The organism is Anaerostipes sp. 494a, assembly GCF_001940315.1.
Classification (GTDB): domain Bacteria; phylum Bacillota; class Clostridia; order Lachnospirales; family Lachnospiraceae; genus Anaerostipes; species Anaerostipes faecalis.
Genome location: NZ_MJIF01000001.1, coordinates 2,423,346 through 2,444,439, shown reverse-complemented (window position 1 = coordinate 2,444,439; position 21,094 = coordinate 2,423,346). Strand labels below are relative to the sequence as shown.

Sequence of the window (21,094 nt, the reverse complement as noted above, 5' to 3'; positions counted from 1 at the left end):
ATGGTGCTGTCAATGATGGTAACTTCACTTTATAATATCGTTGACAGTTTCTTCGTAGCTCAGATCAATGAAAATGCTATGACTGCATTATCATTAATATTTCCAATTCAGAACTTTATAAACGCAATTACAATAGGTTTTTCTATTGGTATCAATTCCACTATTTCATACTTTTTGGGGCGCTCAAAAAAATACAGCAGCTAATATTGCCGCAACACAAGGGTTGGTGCTTAATGCAATACACGGACCATATTGACTATTGGGTTATTACAATAACCCCTGTCTTTTTAAGAATGTTTACTACAAGTAATAGATTTAGGATTAAAATACTCTCAAATTGCATTTAGTTTTTCTATCATTATTGCATTATCAATGTCTTCGAGAAAATTTTTCAATCTGTTGGAAAAATGCTCATTACAATGCTCAGTATGCTATGTGGATGTATAAAATATTATTTTAGATCCAATTTTGATTTTTGGATTAGGACCATTTCCAGAAATGGGAATAGAGGGTGCGGCATATGCCACCGGAATTGGGCAAAACCTTAGTCTTTTGATGTATATTTTGATTTATGCTATAAATCCAATTCATGTACATATAGCCCCAAAATATATTGTATTTTCAAAAACAATGTGTACAAAATTATATTCCATAGGTATTCCTGCAGTATTAAATTTAGCTTTGCCATCACTATTGATTTCTGCATTAAATATAATCCTTTCTGCCTATTCTCAAATGTATGTGGTCGTTTTAGGTGTTTACTATAAATTGCAGACATTCCTATATCTGCCTTCCAATGGAATAGTGCAAGGAATACGACCTTTAATCGGATTTAACTTGGTGCCGGGAACATAATCGTGTTAAGAACATTTATAAAATCAGCCTTATATTAACAGCTATAATTATGGTTTTGGAACAGTTTTATGCTGGTCTGTTCCAACACAACTAATCAGTCTATTTCTTCAAACGAAGAAACTATTTATGCCGGAAGTGTTGCCTTGCGTATTATCAGCATCGGATTCGTAGTTTCTTCAATATATTTATTAAGTATGGGGGTGCCTCGTTAATTATATCTTTGCTTCGATATACTGTTTTAACAATACCAACAGCATTTGTTTAAGTAATATTTTTGGTGCTGTTGGAGTATGGCATGCTTTCTTCCGAATTGATTACAGCCATTATTGCATATTACATTTTAACAAAACTGCAGTATATAAAACGCAAAAAAGAAAGCCATAAGTGACGTATTTCGCCATTTATGAGCTTTTTCTTTTATTTGATATCAACGACAATTTTTTGTTGCCTTTATTTTTTGCAATTCTTCCCTGCTTACCAATAACCTTCCCATGTCACCTTCGGCAACATGAAGTTCCAGAACAACAGAATCTGCTGTTTCTTTCTCTGTTACAACTACTTTGTCCGGCTGATCAACGAGGGCTTTTGCAATCACTTCTAATAAATGTTTCATGCGTTTGCCTCCTAACTATTTTTCGATCCCTCAGTAATTTAGCTACTGTTTCTGTTGGCTGAGCACCATTAGATAACCATTTTTTGCTGCATCTTCATCAAATTTAATTACGCTAGGATCCTGATTTGGATCGTAAGTACCGATTTCTTCGATGAATTTTCCATCTCTAGGAGATCTTGAACAACAACTCTATAAAAAGGAGCCTTTTTCTGTCCCATTCTCTTTAATCTCATTTTTACTGCCATTTCTCTTTCACTCCGTTAAAAATTTTATCATTTATAATTTATCTATAACGCCAAGCGTTATTATCAAGGTTTAAAAGGTAATCGGAAACCACCTTTTCTACCACCTTTACCACCTAACAATCCAGACATCTGTTTCATCATCTGCTTCTGGTTCTGAACATAAACGGTTAACTTCAGCAATAGGAACTCCAGCACCTGCTGCAATTCTTTTCTTGAAGCATTGATCAGCTTGATTTGCTTTTTCTTTTTCATAGAATAGATGATTGCGGCTTTTATCCATCATACCATCATCGATATCCAATCCCTGCAGTTTTCCACTCATACCAGGAATCATAGATAACATACTGGATAATTTTTTTTCATCTGATCCATCTGATCAAGAAATCATTAAAATCAAAAGAAGCTTTGCGCATCTTTTCCTGCATTTTCATTGCCTGTTCCTGATCAATTGCAGACTCTTCTCGATTCCATTCGAGGATTCTGCTTGTCATACGGTCCGGATAGAATTTCTGAAGATCTTCCAGCTTTTCTCCCATACCAACATACAATATCGGTTTTCCTGTCACAGCACGAATGGATAACGCTGCTCCACCTCTGGTATCACCATCCAGTTTCGTAACAATAATACCATCGATTTCAACTTTATCGTTAAATTCTTTAGCAACATTTACTGCATCCTGTCCGGTCATAGCATCTACAACCAGGATACTCTGATGCACATCTACATTTTGTTTGATAGCAACCAGTTCAGACATCATATCCTCATCGATATGAAGACGACCTGCTGTATCCAGAATCACAATATTATTGCCATTCTTCTGAGCATGTTCAACATGCTTTTGCAATGTCTACAGGACTTTGTTTATCACCCATAGTAAACACAGGAACTCCAACTTTCTCCACCATTTATCTGCAGCTGTTTAATAGCAGCAGGACGATATACGTCACAGGCAACCAGTAAAGGCCTTTTACCTTTCTTTTATACTGTCCTGCAAGCTTTGCACAGGTTGTTGTTTTACCTGCTCCCTGCAGACCTGCCATAAGAATAATTGTAATTTCATTTCCGGCTTAAGAGAAATCTCTGTCATGGTAGAACCCATTAGAGTTTCCATCTCTTCTTTTACAATTTTAATAACCATCTGTCCTGGATTCAATCCGTTCAGCACATCCTGCCCAACAGCTCTCTCCTGTACAGATTTGATAAAGGTCTTTACAACTTTGAAGTTAACATCGGCTTCAGTAAAGCTCTTTACTTCCTTCATAGCCATCTTAACATCATCTTCTGTCAAACGGCCTTTGCTTCTTAAATTTTTAAATACACTCTGAAGTTTCTCAGATAAACTTTCAAATGCCATAGATACACCTCATCTATAAATCTTCCAAAATCTTATTGGAAACAAACTCAATCTGCCTGATATCTTCCTTCATCTGCTCCTTATCTTCGTCAAGAAGCCTTTTAGATAAAGAATGAATCTCCTTTACTTTGTCCTTAGTAGTTAAAACTTCTGTACCAGATGCAGTCTTTCTTCATAATCTCCAAAATCCTGTACATCTGCGAATCATATCATAAAGCCGCCTGTCTGGTAATCCCATAATCGGCTGCAATCTCACTAGGAGTCATATCATTTTCAACATGCTCCCATAGACCTCTTTCTGATGTTCCGTCAGTAATTTCACCATAAAAATCATATAATAAATTCTGTTCAACAATTCGCTCCATCTAATACTCCTGTAAAGCATTTTTCCTTTACCATGTGTTAGTTTACCCAATCATGCCGGCTTTGTCAAGTATTTTTACTTGCACAATCAATTTTTTACTTGAAAAACATTCAATTTTCTGTAAAATGAAGAAAGTGACTCGATTATTATAGAAGAAACAGAAAGGTGATACTATGATACAGGCAAATAATGTAACACTGCGTTTAGGTGCGTGCTTTGTTTGAAGATGTAAATATTAAGTTTACCGAAGGAAACTGTTATGGACTGATTGGGGCCAATGGAGCTGGGAAGTCTACATTTTTAAAAATTCTCTCCGGAGAAATTGAACCTTCCAAAGGTGACGTATCCATTACTTCTGGACAACGTCTTTCCGTTTTAAAACAGGACCATTATCAATATGATGACATCTGGTACTGGATACTGTTATGATGGGTAACCAGCGTCTATATGAAATTATGAAAGAAAAAGAAGCCCTCTATGCAAAAGAAGATTTCACTGACGAAGACGGAATCCGTGCCAGTGAATTAGAGGGTGAATTTGCAGACATGAACGGATGGGAAGCAGAATCAGATGCTGCAACCTTGTTAAACGGACTGGAATTCCAAACGAACTCCATTATATGAAAATGGCCGACTTAAATGGTTCTCAAAAAGTCAAGGTTACTTGCCCAGGCTCTTTTTGGAAATCCTGATATTCTGCTTTTAGACGAACCTACCAACCATTTGGATCTAGATGCGATTTACTGGCTTGAGGAATTCCTGATCAACTTTGATAACACCGTTATCGTTGTTTCCCATGACCGTTATTTCTTAAATAAGGTATGTACACATATTGCAGATATTGATTATGCAAAAATTCAGTTATTCTCCGGAAACTACGATTTCTGGTATGAATCCAGCCAGCTTCTGACAAAACAAATGAAAGAAGCTAATAAGAAGAAAGAAGAAAAAATCAAAGAACTCCAGGACTTTATTGCAAGATTTAGTGCTAATGCATCCAAATCAAGCAGGCAACTTCACGTAAAAAAGCTTTAGACAAAATTCAGCTTGATGAATTAAAACCTTCCAGCAGAAAATATCCATATATTAACTTTAAGCCAAATCGTGAAATCGGAAATGATGCATTACTGGTTGAAAATCTTTCCAAGACCATTGACGGAGTAAAAGTTCTTGATAATATTTCCTTCCTTATGAAACCAACAGATAAAATTGCTTTTGTTGGGCCAAATACACAGGCCACAACAACTTTATTTAAAATTCTTGCCGGGGAAATGGAACCAGACGAAGGAACATATAAGTGGGAGTTACAACAACCCAGTCCTATTTCCCAAAAGACAATACCAAAGACTTCAGTGATGATTTATCTATTGTAGAATGGCTGACACAATATTCTGAAGACAAAGATGCAACTTTTGTCCGTGGCTTCTTAGGTCGTATGCTGTTTTCCGGCGAAGATGCACTGAAAAATGTAAAAGTTTTATCCGGTGGTGAAAAGTTCGCTGCATGCTGTCTAAATTAATGATCAGTGGTGCCAATATTCTTCTTTTAGATGAACCAACCAATCATCTGGATATGGAATCAATTACCGCATTAAATGAAGCTTTGAAAGACTTCAGTGGAGCTTTATTATTCACATCTCAGGATCATCAGTTTGTTCAGACCACAGCAAACCGTATTATGGAAATTACCAGCAATGGTTTAATCGACAGAGAAGGTACTTATGATGAATATCTGGAAAATGATGCTGATGCAAGAAAACGTCAAATCGTAGAAATCAATGAAGAATAATCTCAAAATTAATTCTCATGGTATATCGCAAGATATATCATGAGTTTTTTTTATCACAATTTACTCATTTTTTCTTCACAAAATATACACAGACTCTCATGTATTCTATATGAGAAACCAATAATATCATAATTCAATAAGGAGGACCTATGTATTTACTTAAAAACGCTTGGAAAAATGTCATACGCTCCAAGGGCAGAAATTTATTAATCGGTCTGATTGTTCTTATCATTTCAGTATCTGCCTGTATATCACTTTCTATCCGAGAAGCTGCAGAAAATGCAAAAAAGATGGTTTGAAAAATACAGAAATTACCGGCCAAATTGCAGTAGACCGTCAATCATTAATGGAAGATATGAACCAATCTGGTGCTGATAGGTCAGAAATGAAAGAAAAAATGTCACAAATGCAAAGCTTATCTGTGAGTCAGTTGAAAAAATATGCTGAATCAGATGCTGTTAAGAACTTCTATTATACTATGACAACATCACTAAATGGCAACAATATCGATGAAGTTAGTACAGAAGAGACTTCTACAGATTCATCCACTGCTTCTTCCCAGTCTGGCCCTGGTGGAAATGATCGTAAAATGGAAAATCAGGGAGCCTTTTCTCTCATCGGATACAGCAGTGAAGATGCCATGACCAACTTTGTCAACGGCACCTGTAAAATCACAGATGGTTCTATTTTCACCGAAAATACCTCTGAAAATGTCTGCATTATCAGCGATGAGCTTGCCACTTATAATTCTCTGAAGGTCGGCAGTTCTATAAAATTAGAAAGCCCAACAGATGATTCTGCAACTATTACTTTAAAGATAGTTGGAATCTACCACAACAGCAGTTCCACTTCAGGAGAAAATGGTGTCATGAATCGCTTCAATGCCGGAGCCGATCCTGCCAACCAGATTTACACCAGTTATAAAGCTCTCAACTTTATGGTAAAAAATATTGATTCCATTATGACTCAGACAAGTGGAACTTATGTTTTTGCTGATCTTGATAGTTATGAAACTTTCCAGAAAGATGTAAAAAAAATGGGGCTTGATGACACTTATACTGTAACATCACAAGATGTAAACAACTATGAACAAAGTCTTATTCCGTTGGAAAACTTAAGTAAATTTGCATCCTACTTTTTCATAATTGTATTAATTATCGGTGCTGTAATTCTGGCAGTCATTAATATATTTAATATTCGTGAACGTAAATATGAAATTGGCGTACTGACCGCCATCGGCATGAAAAAGTGGAAAGTATGTACACAATTTGTTTCAGAATTATTCTTTGTTACTATCTTTTCTATGGTCATTGGACTGGGCATAGGCAGTGCTGCTTCTGTACCAATTTCCAACCAGTTACTGGCTTCCCAAATTGAAAATCAGCAGGAGCAGATAGAAAATCAGGAAAATAATTTTGGGCGAGGCAATACACAGCAATCATCTGACAAAACGTCAAACACTCAGGGAAAAGGCGGATTTATGAACCAAACGGTAAACTATGTTTCTGATATTTCTGCCACAGTTAATATGACTGTAATGATGCAACTGTTGGCTGTGGGAATCATACTTACAATCTTATCCAGTTTAACTGCTGTGATTTTTATTGTACGATATGAACCATTAAAGATTTTAACCAACCGAAGTTAGGAGGCTTGCATGAAAATTTTAACATTAAACGATATTTCCTATTCTTATGAAGGAAATACAAAAAAAGTTTTTGAACATTTATCTTACGAATTCAATGAAGGTAACATATATGCAATTGTCGGTCGTTCCGGAGCAGGTAAAACAACTCTGCTTTCTCTCTTATCCGGTTTGGAAACACCTACAGAAGGAACTATTCTTTTTAAGGAAAAAGACATTCGACAGATTGACCGATATCTCTACCGAAGTAAATATGTAGGAATTATCTTTCAAAGTTTTAATCTGCTTTCTCATTTAACTGCTTTAGAAAATGTTATTCTTTCTATGGATGTTTCTGGAATAAAATACCCTGATAAAAAAGCAAAAGCAATGGAACTTCTTGCCAAAGTAGGGTTAAATGAAGATGAAGCCAAGAGACGTGTCTTAAAATTATCCGGTGGACAGCAGCAAAGAGTCGCTATTGCCAGAGCACTTTCCTATGAACCAGAAGTAATCCTTGCCGATGAACCTACCGGTAATCTAGACCAGGAAACTGAAAACGAGATTATGAAAATTTTTAAAAACCTGGCATCTGAAGGAAAATGTATTATTATAGTAACCCATTCTCAGGAAGTAGCCCAGCAGGCAGATGAAATAAAAGAATTAATATAAAATATAATAAAAAGCGGACAAGTCCGCTATCAACTCCCTGTATCCTTCAATCATGAGGGATTTGCTCCGCTTTGCATGCCGATGTGCAGCAGTTTTGACTGCTTTCCTTTGCACATCGTGCATATCTGCGCGGAGCGTTTTTTATTACATAGGAAATTTAAAAGAATTTCCTATGTAATAAAAAATAGCATTTGGTTTTTAAACCAAATGCTTTATTTTTTATATATATTGAATATTTACTGTAACAGGAGAAAATACTCGGCTTACCATATTCAGAACACTTTTTACTACCGTTGTACAAACATGTACAATATAGCGGATATCCTCCTGTACTGTATGCGCCAGCTTCATATAACAATTATGAATACTGGAAATATATGAAGACAACTCTTCAACTGAGTCATATGCTACTACATGATTTTTCACATCCTGTGCTTCTTCTGTAGCAAGAAATGCTTTTAATTCATGTTTTAAATCTCTTTCATAATAACAATGATCTTTTACATTTCCTTTATAGTGATCATTGTGAGGAAAAGTAAAATAATCGGCAATATAGTGAATAATCACACCAAGTTTTGCACAGTGACGCATATCCATACCGTTCTCCGGATTATAGTTGGAAACAAACTTTGATAACTGCTTCTCAATATCGCCATATGTGATACTAAATTTATGGGGTGTGGTTATAAAAGAAGGTCTGCAGTCCGGCCAGATACTTCCCACATAAAATGGAAATTTATAATCAAATACATCTCCCAGCTCCAATGAATCCATAATCTGTCCTGCTAACGAAATATGTGATTTCTTTCTCATATAAAAATATACTCCTTATAAAATATAAGCTGATTAATTATTGGTTCACACCCTACAAAACCGATTATATATAGTTTTCTGATTATATGCAAGAAAAAAATTTATTGTTTATATTTTTTTAATAATTGGAGAATGGAATTGGAAGAATATCCTTTTCTTGCAAAATATGTATAATTTTTCTGAAAATTCTCCATTGTTATAGGACCTTTCTGTCGAATTCTCTTTTGTATCTGCTCTTCTAACACACTTTCTTCATCATATTCATACTCATCCCACACCCGATCAATTAAATCTGAAGCTACTCCCTTTTTTACCAGTTCCTGTCGAATCTGTATACGACTTTTAGTCTGGGATCTATACTCCATAAACCGACGAACATACTCTTTATCATTGACATATCCATAGGATTCTGCATAAATAATTGCTTCTTCAGCTATAAATTCAGGGAATTCCAATCGAAGCAGTCGCTCCTTCAACTCTTTTCTGGTTCTGTCTTTATATTTTAGCAAAGATAAAACCTTTAATTTTGCACGATGCAGTAACATTTCATTCAATTCCTGAAAATCTTCCTGAAGAATCTCCTGCTGTTCTGTTACGCCCAATTTTCTAATTTCACTAAGATAAAGCAGGCAGTACCTTTCTTCATCAAAAAAGATTCTGACCTGCTTTTTTCCTACTTGTTCAAGTTTGGTTATAACCATTACTGTTCAGCCTTTTCTTCTGTTTCTGTTTGTGGTTCTTCTTCGATCAATCCATAATGCACCCGGATTCCATGTTCCACAACATCCGCAATCTCTGGATGCTCTTCCAGATACTTTTTAGCATTCTCACGTCCCTGACCAATTTTTTCACCATTATAGGCATACCATGCACCGCTTTTATGGATAATATCCGCACCGGCAGCAAGATCAAGTAAATCTCCGTATTTACTGATTCCCTTTCCAAACATAATATCAAACTCCGCCTGCTTAAATGGAGGTGCCACTTTATTCTTTACAACTTTAATTCTTGTGCGGTTTCCAATCATCTCTCCTGCCTGTTTCAATGTTTCTATTCTTCGAACATCCAGGCGAATGGAAGAATAGAATTTTAACGCACGTCCACCAGTTGTAGTCTCCGGATTACCAAACATAACTCCTACTTTCTCACGAAGCTGATTAATAAAAATAACCGTACAATTGGACTTACTTATAACACCGGTCAGCTTACGAAGCGCCTGAGACATCAGTCTTGCCTGCAGTCCCACATGGGAATCTCCCATATCTCCATCAATCTCGGCTTTTGGTACCAAAGCGGCAACAGAATCCACAATAATAATATCCACTGCACCGGAACGAACCATAGTTTCAGTAATCTCCAATCCCTGCTCACCTGTATCCGGCTGAGAAATATAAAGATTATCTATATCTACACCAATATTCTTTGCATATACAGGATCCAGAGCATGCTCAGCATCAATAAATCCTGCAATTCCGCCTCTCTTCTGTACCTCTGCCACCATATGAAGAGCAACTGTAGTCTTACCACTGGATTCAGGACCATATACTTCAATAATACGTCCCTTAGGAATTCCTCCAACACCAAGTGCAATATCCAGACTAATGGATCCGGTAGGTGTTACCTCAATGGTACGATCTGCCTGATATTCTCCAAGCTTCATAATAGATCCTTTGCCATAGTCTTTCTCAATTTTCACTAATGCGGCATCCAGGGCCTTCAATTTCTCGTCCTGTTTCATAATATGTTCTCCTTTATTTCAATATGATACTTATCTTCTATCTTCCCAATTTCTTATGGCATTTAGTATATCATAAAGGGGTAAAGAAAACAAGTGTTCGTGCGAATATTTGTTCGCTCTCTATTTTTCTTCTAACATTCCCAGACGCACCATTGTCATAGCACGGCTTACAGATACTTCTCTCACTTTTTGACGATTTCCTTTTAGCTGATATTTATTGACTTTCGTTTTCCCATTAATGCAAACACCTATATACACCAGTCCCGGTTTTTTCTCTGGTGTCTCTCCTCCAGGACCTGCCAGACCTGTAATTCCTACACCTACATTGGCACTGGCCTTTCGTGCCACTCCTTCCGCCATTTCCCTTGCTGTCTCTTCTGATACTGCTCCATAGTTCATTAATGTCTCTTCTTTAACACCAAGATATTTCATTTTCGCTTCGTTGGAATAAGTGATAAAACTTTCATTTACTACATTAGAAGCACCAGGAACATTGACCAAACGTGACATAAACATACCCGCTGTACAGGATTCTGCTGCCGAAATGGTATATCCTTTCTGATCCAGCATTTCCACCAGAACATCTTCCAAAGTCCTGTCCCCTTCTATTGTATAAATTTTATTTCCAAATCTGTTTCTAAGTTCCGCTACCATAGGTTTTACAAGTTCTTTTCCTTCTTCCATAGTATCTGCTTTCGCAGTTACTCTAAGATGAACTTCTCCCAGCTTTGCATATGGAGCAACAGTAGGATTACTCTGTTGTTCAATCAAATCCAGAATCTCTGTTTCTACAGCGCTTTCTCCCATACAGTCGATTTTAATTACTTTAGAATATAAAATCCCAGGCTGCATTTCCTGCAAAACAGGTTCTACCTGACGATGAAACATTGGAAGCAGTTCACTTGGAGGTCCCGGCAATAAAATCACTTTTTTACCGTCTGACGCATGAATTACCATTCCTGGTGCAGTTCCATTATCATTATATAAAACTGTACAATTTTCTGGTACCATAGCCTGCTTTAAATTATTTTCTGTCATTTTTCTCTTAGTAGATGTAAAATACTCCTTTAATCGCTTTAATGCTTCCTGATCTTCTATTAATTTCTGACCACAGACTTTTGCTGCAATTTCTTTGGTTAAATCATCCTTTGTCGGTCCTAATCCTCCTGATAAGATCAGTATATCTGATCTTTCCAGCCCCTGTTTTATAACAGATTCTAACCTTTCCGGGTTATCGCCTACTGTTGTTTCAAAAAAAACGCTTATGCCTAAAGCGGCTAAGCGTTCTGATAAGTAGGCAGCATTTGTATTTACGATGTTTCCCAGTAGGATTTCAGTTCCTACGCAAATAATTTCTGCTGTCATTTGATTTATTTCCCTTCTGCTAATACTTCTTTATTTTTTGCTAAATAGTCAATGAGAGAAATGATTGTTAATGCTACTGCAATAACAATTAAAATATTCTCAATCATAACTGCTGTTTTAGTTCCCAGATCAATAATAAGCATAATAATCATGAACATCTGGAAATTGGTCTTAAATTTCCCCCAATAGCTTGCTGCAATTACAACACCATTATCAGATGCCACCAGACGAAAACCACTGATGATAAATTCTCTTGCAATAATGATAATTGCCACCAATGAAGATAAACGATCCATACCAACCAGTGCGATCATTGCAGAGCAGACAAGAAGTTTATCTGCCAGAGGATCCATAAACTTCCCAAAATTTGATACAAGATTATATTTTCTTGCAATATAGCCATCAAGAAAATCTGTAAGACTTGCAATGATAAATATTGCTACAGCAATCCATTTTCCATTTTCCCCAGCCACATCTGTCATAAGAAAGACTAAAAAGACTGGTATCATAAGTACTCTTAATATTGTTAGCTTATTTGGTAAATTCATACTCTACTTCTCCTATTACATCATATTCTTTTCCCTGAGTAATTCTAACATATACAAAATCTCCTGTCATCAGTTCTTCTGGAGAATTTATAAAAACACATCCATCTACCTTTGGTGCATCCATGTAAGAACGTCCAACATATATATCATCATCATACAGATAACCCTCTACCATTACCCGGATGACTTTTCCAACCAGTTTTTGGGCATTTTCAAATGAGATCTCCTGCTGTAGCATCATAATCTCATCTCGTCTCTGTTCTTTTACTTCTTCGTCAATCTGATCTTCAAATTCAGCTGCCAGCGTATCTTCTTCAGGTGAGTAAGTAAAAACACCAAGGCGCTCAAATCTGCATTCTTCCACAAATTTCATCAGTCCATGATGATCTTCCTGGGTTTCTCCAGGAAAACCGGTAATCAATGTGGTTCTGATCGCAATATCCGGAATCTCTTTCCGAAGTTTTCCAATAACCTCTATCAGATCTTCTCTGGAAGTTCTTCTTCCCATTCGCTGCAAAATTCTATTCTCGCTATGCTGGATTGGCATGTCAATATAATGGCAAATCTTTTCTTCTGTTTTCATGACTTCTATCAGCTCATCTGTAATTTCTTCCGGATAGCAATACAATAATCGAATCCATTCAATGCCTTCAATTTCACATAATTTGCGAAGCAGGAGCGGAAGCTGCTTCTCTCCTGTCAGATCTTTACCATAAAGCGTTGTTTCCTGGGCAACCAGAACCAGTTCCTTCACACCATCTTCTGCAAGTCTACCCGCTTCTTCCAAAAGTTCTTTCATTGGAACACTTCGAAAATGACCTCTGATTTTGGGAATAATACAATAGCTGCATCTTTTGTCACAACCTTCAGCAATTTTTAAATATGCCATATGATTTCCTGTTGTGACAACTCTATCGGTATCTGAGTTATCTGGAAGATAGTCAATACTCTCATAATGCTCATATACTTTTCCTTCCAATGCATTATTGACTGCTTCTACAATGGAATCATAGCTTGTGGTACCAAGAACCGCATCAATCTCTGGAATTTCTTTCAGGATTTCATCTTTATAACGTTCAGCAAGACACCCAGCCACTACCAGAGCCTTTAAGTTCTGCTCTTTATATTGTGCCATTTCCAAAATGGTATTAATACTTTCTTCTTTCGCATCATGAATAAAACAGCACGTATTGATGACAATAACATCCGCCTGAGTCTCATCATCCGTAAGAGTATATCCGTTTTTGGTCAAAAGCCCCAGCATAACTTCACTATCAACCAGATTTTTGTCACATCCTAGTGAAATAAATAATATTTTCATCTTATTCTCCAAACAGTTTTTTAGACTCTACACAGTTTTTCATCAACATAGCAATAGTCATTGGACCAACTCCACCTGGTACTGGTGTAATTGCTGATGTTTTTGGCGCTACTTTTTCATAATCCACATCACCGCATAATTTATTATTTTCATTGCGATGAATTCCAACATCAATAACTACTGCGCCTTCCTTAACATAGGAATCATCAATAAACTTTGGCTTTCCGATTGCAACCACAAGAATATCTGCTCTCTTACATACCTCTTTTAAATCCTTTGTTCTGGAATGACAGACAGTTACTGTTCCATTTTCACGTAAAAGAAGCATTGCCATAGGTTTTCCAACAATATTACTTCTTCCAACAACAACACATTCTTTTCCTTCTATTTCCACTCCAGAACGTTTCAGTAACTGAATTACTCCTGCCGGCGTACATGGCAGAAATCCATCTTCTCCAATTACCATGTTTCCTACACTAACCGGATGGAATCCATCCACATCTTTCTTTGGATCAATAGCTAAAAGAATTTCATCTTCATCCATATGTGCTGGTAAAGGCAGCTGCACGAGAATCCCATTTATCTTAGGATCTTTATTGCATTTATCAACAATTGCAAGCAGTTCTTCCTGAGTTGTTTCCTCAGGAAGTTCGTAACTTACAGATTCAATCCCTGTATAAGCGCAGGCACGTTTTTTATTTCTTACATAAACACTGGAAGCAGGATCTGCCCCAACCTGTATAACAGCAAGAGCAATATCCTTTCCTTCTTTTTTTAATTCTGCTACTTCAGCTTTTACTTCATCTTTAATCTCAGCTGAAATCTTTTTTCCGTCAATTATCTGTGTCATCTTATTCCACCTTCTAAAATAATCCTGTAATTACACCATCTTCATTTACGTCAATTCCTTCTGCTGCTGGTTTCTTTGGAAGACCTGGCATTGTCATGATATCCCCTGTTAATGCAACCAGGAATCCTGCTCCTGCATTTACATAGATTTCACGAATTGTAATATCAAATCCTTCAGGACGACCCAGTTTCTTTGGATCATCAGACAGAGAATACTGATTCTTTGCCATACAGATTGGAAGATTTCCATATCCAAGTTCTGTTAAAGTTTTCTTCTGTCTTGCTGCTGCAGGTGCGTAAACAACACCATCTGCACCATATATTTTAGTCGCAATAGTTTCAATTTTTTCTTCAATTGTTGAATCATAATCATATAACTGATGATAATTGCTTTCTTTTGTATCCAATGTACGAAGAACCGCCTTTGCAAGATTAATTCCACCTTTTCCACCATCAGCCCATACCTGTGATAATGCAAAATCACAATCTCTTTCTTCACAGAAATTCTTAATAAAGTTTAATTCAGCTTCTGTATCTGTAACAAACTGATTCAGTGTTACAACAACCGGCACACCAAACTGCTTGAGATTTTCAATATGCTTTTCAAGATTTACAATACCTTTGCTCAAAGCATCAATGTTTTCTGTTGCCAGTTCATCCTTCGCAACTCCTCCGTTATATTTTAATGCACGTACTGTAGCTACCAGAACAACCGCATCCGGATGAAGTCCTGCCATTGGACATTTAATATCCAGGAATTTTTCTGCACCAAGATCTGCACCAAATCCAGCTTCTGTAATGGTAATATCTGATAATTTTAATGCAAGTTTTGTAGCCTGAACACTATTACATCCATGAGCAATATTAGCAAACGGTCCACCATGAACAAATGCAGGTGTATGTTCCAGTGTCTGAATCATATTTGGCTTTAAAGCATCTTTTAATAATGCTGCCATAGCACCTACTGCATTTAATTCTTTTGCTGTTACCGGTTTATTATCTCTAGTATAGGCAACAATGATTTTCCCTAAACGTTCTTTTAAATCTTCCATATCATTTGCAAGACAAAGAATTGCCATGATTTCAGAGGCAACTGTAATGATAAAATGGTCTTCTCGCACAACACCATCTACCTTACGTCCCAATCCTACAACTATATTTCGAAGAGCTCTGTCATTCATATCCAGGCATCTTTTCCATACAACATTACGTGTATCAATATCCAGCTGATTACCCTGCTGAATATGGTTATCGATCATTGCTGCCAGAAGATTATTGGCAGATGTAATTGCATGAAAATCTCCTGTAAAATGAAGATTCAGATCTTCCATTGGAACAACCTGTGCATATCCACCTCCGGCTGCTCCACCTTTAATTCCAAAACATGGTCCTAAAGATGGTTCACGCAATGCACAAATAGTTTTCTTTCCCAACTGGTTTAATGCCTGTGCAAGACCAACACTTGTTGTTGTTTTCCCTTCTCCTGCAGGAGTTGGATTAATAGCTGTTACAAGAACCAGTTTACCATCCTCGTTATTTTTTACTTCATCCATAAAACCTGAAGAGAATTTTGCTTTATATTTACCATACAATTCCAAATCATCCTCTTTGATTCCAATTGATGCTGCAACCTCTTTGATTGGTTTTAATTCTGCTTCCTGCGCAATTTGAATATCTGTTTTCATAATGTATCCTTTCTATAAATATTCTTCTTTGTATTGTTCAAATTCTTCTGCACTCATTAATACTTTTCGTGGTTTGGTACCCTCTTCCTCCCCTACAATTCCGGCCTCACACAGCTGATCCATCAATCTCGCCGCACGATTAAAACCGATTTTAAACACCCTTTGCAGACTGGCAATAGATGCTTTGTCTTTATCTATAATGAACATGGCTGCATCTTCAAAATACTCATCCCTTTCCTGGGATGAAGCTGCCTTAACAGTAGCTGTCTGTATCTTTTCCTGAACATCCGAACCATAATCATCATCAATATTTTGTTCCTTTAGGAATGAAACGACTCTTCCCACCTCTTCATCACTGATAAAAGCACCTTGTACTCGAATCGGTTTCTGATACCCAGATGGATAAAATAACATATCCCCTTTTCCAAGCAGTTTTTCTGCCCCGTTCATATCGATAATCGTTCTGGAATCTACTCCCGATGAAACGGAAAAAGCAATTCTTGAAGGAACATTTGCCTTGATCAATCCTGTAATAACATTTACTGATGGTCTCTGAGTTGCAATAATCAGATGAATTCCTGCCGCTCTGGCAAGCTGAGACAGACGAACAATTGCATCTTCTACTTCTCCAGGTGCTACCATCATCAAATCTGCAAGTTCATCTACGATAATAACAATCTGCGGAAGTTTCTTGAAATCTTCTCCTTCCATACCCTGCTTTGCCATCTCTTCTACTTTGTCATTATATCCTTTGAGATTCCTTACATTCACTTCTGCAAATTTTTTGTATCGGTCTCCCATCTCCATAACAGCCCAGTTCAATGCACTGGAAGCCTGTTTTGGATCTGTAACCACCGGAATAAGTAAGTGAGGAATTCCCTGATAAGCACTTAACTCTACAACCTTAGGATCAATCATAATTAATTTTACATCATCTGGACTGGATTTGTACAGTATACTCATAATCAAAGTATTAATACATACTGACTTTCCAGAACCTGTTGCTCCTGCGATTAGTAAATGCGGCATCTTTGCAATATCTGAAACAATGACCTGTCCGGCCAGATTTTTTCCTACTGCAAAGGAAATATTAGAACGTGCTCTTTTAAACTCATTATTTTCAATCAGCTCCCTAAACATAACAGTCTGATTGGTTTTATTAGGAACCTCGATTCCAATAGCCGCTTTCCCGGGAATCGGAGCTTCAATACGAATATCAGGAGCTGCAAGATTTAATTTTATATCATCTGCAAGACTTACGATTCTGCTTACTTTAACCCCCTGTTCCGGATGTAATTCAAAACGGGTTACAGATGGACCACAGCTAATATCTGTAATGGTTACATCAACACCAAAATCTGCCAATGTCTGCTGCAGCTTCATGGCTGTCTGTTTTAATTCCATCTGGTTATTTCCTTTAGAAATCTTCCCTTTATTCAGTAATGAAACCGGTGGAAACACATAGTTTCCCTGAACCTCTGGACGGGAAAGAACCTCAACTTCTTTCGGTTCTTCCTTTTTCATGTTTACAAAAGATTTTTTTGAGGATCTGATTTTGGGTTCTTCTACTGCAGAAATCTCTTCAGATAATAAATCATCTTCTGCTTGATCCCCTATTAAATCGAAATCAAAATCTGGGACTTCATTTTCCTTAGGTATCTCAGGTACTGGACTTGCATCTTCCGGCTTTGGTTTTCCAATCCGGAAATCCGGTAACTTTTTGTGTAAGATTTTTTGTGGCATATCGGATTTCTGTTTTTCCTCCGACCTATCCTTCTTCCTTTGATTTCTATTTTCTTTCCTTTTTTTATTTTTGGCAAAAGTCTTTCCACTGATTTTTTTTATAAAAGATAACAAAGATTTCTCTGTTATAAGAATTAATGAAATAGCAGAAACAAACAGGATGACAACAACTGCTCCGGCAATTCCAATCTCTTTATATAGTATTGAACAGATGAAACCTCCTACAGCTCCTCCACCGGTATGATGTCTGCTGCTATAAAAAAATGCTGCACTAACATTTTGCACCCGGACATCTAGAATCATCTGTAGTGCTGTAGCTATCATACATATTAATAAAATAGAAAAAAAAGTCTTTTTTATTGCAAGGCTGCTATAATCATTTGAAATCAGGAGCAATGACAAAAACAACCCTGCTACCGGAACAATATAATGTACTGTTCCAAAAAAGCCAAATAAAAATGTACTGATACTGTCTCCTATATATCCGCAAATACCAAAATTACTCAAAAATAAAAAAAGAAAAAGAGCAAAAACAATCAAAACAGCAATTTCTTTATAAAAGGGCTCGAAATCTTTCTGCTTCTTCCGACTTCTTCCAGATGTCTTTTTCTTTCTTCTTTTTGCTGCCATAGAAACTTTTACCTCTCTTATTTTCAATCCTCACAGAGCATATATTATGCTTTATGTTAATCCATTTTACAATTATTTATCAAAATACGCAAGTCATTACACCAGAAAACCATTTTCAAAAAGAAAGAAAGTATGTTAATTTCCGATTTTTCATCTTCAACTTACATACTTTCTTTTTTATCCTTCACTATTATACAAATTATTTTATAATTCGTCTTACACAGTTTACTGACCGATAATCAGCTGCGGATACATGAATACCTGTAGATTTACTTCCCGCATGAACCACCTGATTATTTCCTATGTAAATTCCCACATGTCCAACTCCGTTGATTGCATTATAACAGATCAAATCTCCTGCCTGCTTATTTGCCCAGCTAACGGGTGTCCCACAAGATCTCTGACTGATAGAACTATGTGGAAGACTATATCCATAATGTGCATACACTGCCATGGTAAATCCAGAACAGTCCGCTCCTTTCGTCAAGCTGGAACCTCCCCATACATATGGGTTTCCAACAAACTGCAACGCATATCTTGCTACAGAACTTCCGGTAATCGAAGCTGTGGAACTCACAGTACTTGGCACTTTACTGGAAAGATAACTTGTAGATATGTATCTATAAGATCCACTATATTTTATCTTTGTCCAACTGCCACTGGTTCCATAACAGGTTATTTTGCTTCCTCTTTTGTAAGAACCTACAATCGCTCCACTGTTTGATGCTTTCTTTCGAATATTCAACGAACTGGCCGTTACGTATCTTATGTACGTTGAGGTTATACTTGTCGTAACTTTCGGTGCACTGCTGGACAGATAACGTGTAGATACATATCGATAAGATCCACTATATTTTACCTTTGTCCAACTGCCACTGGTTCCATAACAGGTTATTTTTGTTCCCTTTTTATAAGAACCTACAACTGCTCCACCGTTTGATGCTTTCTTTCGAATGTTCAATGAACTAGCTGTTACATATCTGCTGTAAGTTGTTGCAGCATCAACATGTTTAATTTCAAAACATATTGCCAGCATAAGTCCACAGATTATACTCAGTAAAACAATTCTTAAAGATTTCTTATTCATAATATTTTTTTCGCGGCTTTCCTCCTTCCTGCAAATATTCAGTAAAATAATCTTTTACCTATATATATTATACCATATTGATTTTGTTTTTCAAATGTTTTTGTAATACTTCCGTAATATTTAATCCATGATGATCCATATCTGCAATATTCAATCATAGAAGAAAGATCTCCGAATAATTATTTTAAAAATCTCTTCCATACAAAAAGAAACTCCTGGAATTCCAGGAGTTTCAAGTAATCTCTAATTAAAGTTTAATCAATTTAGTATTTTGCTGTTTCTGGTGGAACAAAGGATTCTGCTTCATTGACAAATTTCTTAACCTGTACTCCAGCTTTAATAACTGGTATATTGGTTCCTGCTCCGGCAACACATCCTCCAGGACATCCCATACCTTCGATCAGATATCCGTTTTTCTTTCCGGCTTTTGCCTGAAGAAGCATCTTCTTACATTCAGCAAGTCCTTCAACATGATCGATCTTCACTTCTGTACCTGGATAATATTCGTTGATACAAGCTTCGATTGCTGTGGATACACCACTGGCAACTGCATATCCTCTACCTGCACCAAAAGCATCATTCATTTCTACTTCTTTATCGTAAGTATTGAAATCGATTTCTTTTGCTTCAAACATAGCTGCTAACTCTTCAAATGTAATAACAAAATCCACTTCACTGCGAACAGTTTTTCTGGATGCTTCCAGTTTCTTTGCTACACATGGACCTACAAATACGATTTTTGCATTCTGATTTGTCTGTCTTGCTGCTCTCGCTGTAGCAACCATTGGTGTCAAGGCATTGGAAATCTGCTCAATTACTTCTGGGAAATATTTCTTTCCGAGCATAGACCATGATGGACAACAGGATGTCAGTAAAAACGGAACCTCTCCAGTTGCAACACTATGTGCATAATGTTCTGCTTCTTCAAGAGCTCCTGCATCCGCACCAACTGCAACTTCCCATACATCCGCAAATCCGATATCCAGCAATGCGGCTTTAATCTTATTTGGAGAAGCTTTCGGTCCAAACTGACCAACAAAAGCAGGTGCAAGAATAGCAATAACTTCACTTCCTTCATTCATCGCTTTAATCAGCTGATAAATCTGGGATTTATCTGCAATAGCTCCAAATGGACAGTTAACCATGCACATACCACAGGATACACATTTATCAGGATTGATTACCGCACGTCCTGCATAATCAGTTTCAATGGCACCAACACCACAGGCAACTTCACAAGGTCTTTTTCTTTCATGAATTGCACCATAAGGACAGACTTTTCTACACTGTCCACATTTGATACATTTATCCTGATCAATATAAGAATATCCATCTACAAAGCTGATTGCATTTTTAGGACAGACTTCCATACATGGATGTGCCATACATCCCTGACACTCACCACCGACAATAAATGCCTTATCTTTACATGCATTACATGCAGATGGAATTACCTGTAAAAGAGGTGGTTCATAATATTTTTCTGAAATATTACTTTCATCAATTCCTTTTGTAATTCTTGCCGGTTTATCTGCAGGTCTTAAAGACATCCCCATGGCAAGACGAATTCTTTCACCAACGATTGCTCTTTCACGATAAATACTATCACGATATGTGGCAACCTCTCCAGGGACAATTTCATATGGTAAATCTTCAATTAAGCTTAAATCTTTTTTTTCATAAGCAAATTTTGCAATTTCCTTAAATACTCGTTTACGAATGTCGCGAACAGGGGTTTCAATTCCTCTCATCTTATCCTCCTTCAAAATGTTTGTTAAATAAAAAACAATCCTCTTTTAT

Annotated in this window: 17 protein-coding genes and 4 pseudogenes; 6 read left to right on the top strand and 15 right to left on the bottom strand. The window is 36.8% G+C overall.

The annotated features are described in order from the left end of the window. On the top strand, positions 1-204 hold a 204-nt coding region (locus tag BHF70_RS12705), incomplete at its 5' end, for an MATE family efflux transporter (protein ID WP_075760467.1). Between the two features lie 294 nt (positions 205-498). Next, complete coding sequence (locus BHF70_RS12700) at positions 499-855, top strand: hypothetical protein (RefSeq protein ID WP_242946373.1); 357 nt, start codon at positions 499-501, stop codon at positions 853-855. A gap of 401 nt (positions 856-1,256) precedes the next feature. On the opposite strand, the pseudogene BHF70_RS12170 reads toward BHF70_RS12700, so the two are convergent. The 4 genes and pseudogenes from BHF70_RS12170 to BHF70_RS12690 form a co-directional block, all read right to left on the bottom strand. Further along, positions 1,257-1,468 (bottom strand): annotated as a pseudogene (locus BHF70_RS12170) (KH domain-containing protein). Further along, positions 1,428-1,713 (bottom strand): annotated as a pseudogene (gene rpsP, locus BHF70_RS13060) (30S ribosomal protein S16). The pseudogenes BHF70_RS12170 and rpsP overlap by 41 nt, the downstream one beginning before the upstream one ends. Before the next feature lie 63 nt (positions 1,714-1,776). Next, positions 1,777-3,068: pseudogene (locus BHF70_RS13055) on the bottom strand (signal recognition particle protein). Between the two features lie 209 nt (positions 3,069-3,277). Beyond that, positions 3,278-3,433: a hypothetical protein gene (locus BHF70_RS12690; RefSeq protein WP_242946371.1), complete on the bottom strand. Its 156-nt coding sequence runs from the start codon at positions 3,431-3,433 to the stop codon at positions 3,278-3,280. A gap of 172 nt (positions 3,434-3,605) precedes the next feature. On the opposite strand from BHF70_RS12690, the pseudogene BHF70_RS13050 reads away from it, so the two are divergent. The 4 genes and pseudogenes from BHF70_RS13050 to BHF70_RS12135 all read left to right on the top strand — a co-directional run bounded on the left by BHF70_RS13050 (position 3,606) and on the right by BHF70_RS12135 (position 7,515). Beyond that, a pseudogene (locus BHF70_RS13050) lies at positions 3,606-5,219 on the top strand (ABC-F family ATP-binding cassette domain-containing protein). Positions 5,220-5,368: 149 nt separating this feature from the next. Beyond that, entirely contained in the window at positions 5,369-5,518 is a 150-nt protein-coding gene (locus BHF70_RS12535; protein ID WP_202816905.1) for a hypothetical protein, read from the top strand. Further along, positions 5,515-6,867, top strand: a complete 1,353-nt coding sequence (locus BHF70_RS12140; protein ID WP_202816904.1) for an ABC transporter permease — start codon at positions 5,515-5,517, stop codon at positions 6,865-6,867. Before BHF70_RS12535 ends, BHF70_RS12140 begins: the two co-directional genes overlap by 4 nt. Before the next feature lie 9 nt (positions 6,868-6,876). Continuing rightward, the gene (locus tag BHF70_RS12135) at positions 6,877-7,515 is read left to right on the top strand and encodes an ABC transporter ATP-binding protein (protein WP_075758341.1); all 639 of its coding nucleotides are present in this window, start codon (positions 6,877-6,879) and stop codon (positions 7,513-7,515) included. A 219-nt stretch (positions 7,516-7,734) separates the two neighbouring features. Here BHF70_RS12135 and BHF70_RS12130 read toward each other — a convergent pair whose 3' ends face one another. From BHF70_RS12130 to BHF70_RS12080, 11 genes are all read right to left on the bottom strand, one after another. Further along, on the bottom strand, positions 7,735-8,328 hold the full coding sequence (locus BHF70_RS12130; protein WP_075760464.1) for a zinc dependent phospholipase C family protein: 594 nt from the start codon (positions 8,326-8,328) through the stop codon (positions 7,735-7,737). Between the two features lie 101 nt (positions 8,329-8,429). After that, complete coding sequence (locus tag BHF70_RS12125; RefSeq protein WP_075760463.1) at positions 8,430-9,029, bottom strand: regulatory protein RecX; 600 nt, start codon at positions 9,027-9,029, stop codon at positions 8,430-8,432. Further along, positions 9,029-10,066, bottom strand: a complete 1,038-nt coding sequence (recA, locus tag BHF70_RS12120) for a recombinase RecA (protein ID WP_075760462.1) — start codon at positions 10,064-10,066, stop codon at positions 9,029-9,031. Before recA ends, BHF70_RS12125 begins: the two co-directional genes overlap by 1 nt. A gap of 120 nt (positions 10,067-10,186) precedes the next feature. Beyond that, positions 10,187-11,431: a competence/damage-inducible protein A gene (locus BHF70_RS12115; protein ID WP_075760461.1), complete on the bottom strand. Its 1,245-nt coding sequence runs from the start codon at positions 11,429-11,431 to the stop codon at positions 10,187-10,189. A gap of 5 nt (positions 11,432-11,436) precedes the next feature. Continuing rightward, the gene (gene pgsA, locus BHF70_RS12110) at positions 11,437-11,979 is read right to left on the bottom strand and encodes a CDP-diacylglycerol--glycerol-3-phosphate 3-phosphatidyltransferase (RefSeq protein ID WP_075760460.1); all 543 of its coding nucleotides are present in this window, start codon (positions 11,977-11,979) and stop codon (positions 11,437-11,439) included. Then, the gene (gene rimO / locus BHF70_RS12105; protein WP_075760459.1) at positions 11,963-13,300 is read right to left on the bottom strand and encodes a 30S ribosomal protein S12 methylthiotransferase RimO; all 1,338 of its coding nucleotides are present in this window, start codon (positions 13,298-13,300) and stop codon (positions 11,963-11,965) included. The genes pgsA and rimO overlap by 17 nt, the downstream gene beginning before the upstream one ends. 1 nt (position 13,301) lies before the next feature. Further along, a complete protein-coding gene (gene folD / locus BHF70_RS12100) occupies positions 13,302-14,150 on the bottom strand; it encodes a bifunctional methylenetetrahydrofolate dehydrogenase/methenyltetrahydrofolate cyclohydrolase FolD (protein ID WP_075760458.1) in 849 nt (282 codons plus the stop codon). A 13-nt stretch (positions 14,151-14,163) separates the two neighbouring features. Then, positions 14,164-15,834: a formate--tetrahydrofolate ligase gene (locus BHF70_RS12095; protein WP_075760457.1), complete on the bottom strand. Its 1,671-nt coding sequence runs from the start codon at positions 15,832-15,834 to the stop codon at positions 14,164-14,166. A gap of 12 nt (positions 15,835-15,846) precedes the next feature. Further along, on the bottom strand, positions 15,847-18,207 hold the full coding sequence (locus BHF70_RS12090) for an FtsK/SpoIIIE family DNA translocase (RefSeq protein WP_075760456.1): 2,361 nt from the start codon (positions 18,205-18,207) through the stop codon (positions 15,847-15,849). A 199-nt stretch (positions 18,208-18,406) separates the two neighbouring features. After that, positions 18,407-19,294 carry a C40 family peptidase gene (locus tag BHF70_RS12085; RefSeq protein WP_075760455.1) on the bottom strand — a complete coding sequence of 296 codons (888 nt, stop codon included), beginning with the start codon at positions 19,292-19,294 and terminating at the stop codon, positions 18,407-18,409. Between the two features lie 263 nt (positions 19,295-19,557). Next, positions 19,558-21,045 carry a 4Fe-4S dicluster domain-containing protein gene (locus BHF70_RS12080; RefSeq protein ID WP_075760454.1) on the bottom strand — a complete coding sequence of 496 codons (1,488 nt, stop codon included), beginning with the start codon at positions 21,043-21,045 and terminating at the stop codon, positions 19,558-19,560. Between the last annotated feature and the right edge of the window lie 49 nt (positions 21,046-21,094).

Excerpts from the sequence above, each read along its gene's own strand:
- BHF70_RS12085 (WP_075760455.1), bottom strand. The coding sequence starts at position 19,294 with ATGAATAAGAAATCTTTAAGAATTGTTTTACTGAGTATAATCTGTGGA.
- BHF70_RS12115 (WP_075760461.1), bottom strand. The coding sequence starts at position 11,431 with ATGACAGCAGAAATTATTTGCGTAGGAACTGAAATCCTACTGGGAAAC.
- folD (WP_075760458.1), bottom strand. The coding sequence starts at position 14,150 with ATGACACAGATAATTGACGGAAAAAAGATTTCAGCTGAGATTAAAGAT.
- BHF70_RS12130 (WP_075760464.1), bottom strand. The coding sequence starts at position 8,328 with ATGAGAAAGAAATCACATATTTCGTTAGCAGGACAGATTATGGATTCA.
- BHF70_RS12095 (WP_075760457.1), bottom strand. The coding sequence starts at position 15,834 with ATGAAAACAGATATTCAAATTGCGCAGGAAGCAGAATTAAAACCAATC.
- BHF70_RS12535 (WP_202816905.1), top strand. The coding sequence starts at position 5,369 with ATGTATTTACTTAAAAACGCTTGGAAAAATGTCATACGCTCCAAGGGC.
- BHF70_RS12090 (WP_075760456.1), bottom strand. The coding sequence starts at position 18,207 with ATGGCAGCAAAAAGAAGAAAGAAAAAGACATCTGGAAGAAGTCGGAAG.
- pgsA (WP_075760460.1), bottom strand. The coding sequence starts at position 11,979 with ATGAATTTACCAAATAAGCTAACAATATTAAGAGTACTTATGATACCA.
- recA (WP_075760462.1), bottom strand. The coding sequence starts at position 10,066 with ATGAAACAGGACGAGAAATTGAAGGCCCTGGATGCCGCATTAGTGAAA.
- BHF70_RS12125 (WP_075760463.1), bottom strand. The coding sequence starts at position 9,029 with ATGGTTATAACCAAACTTGAACAAGTAGGAAAAAAGCAGGTCAGAATC.
- BHF70_RS12700 (WP_242946373.1), top strand. The coding sequence starts at position 499 with ATGGGAATAGAGGGTGCGGCATATGCCACCGGAATTGGGCAAAACCTT.
- BHF70_RS12135 (WP_075758341.1), top strand. The coding sequence starts at position 6,877 with ATGAAAATTTTAACATTAAACGATATTTCCTATTCTTATGAAGGAAAT.
- BHF70_RS12080 (WP_075760454.1), bottom strand. The coding sequence starts at position 21,045 with ATGAGAGGAATTGAAACCCCTGTTCGCGACATTCGTAAACGAGTATTT.
- BHF70_RS12690 (WP_242946371.1), bottom strand. The coding sequence starts at position 3,433 with ATGGAGCGAATTGTTGAACAGAATTTATTATATGATTTTTATGGTGAA.
- rimO (WP_075760459.1), bottom strand. The coding sequence starts at position 13,300 with ATGAAAATATTATTTATTTCACTAGGATGTGACAAAAATCTGGTTGAT.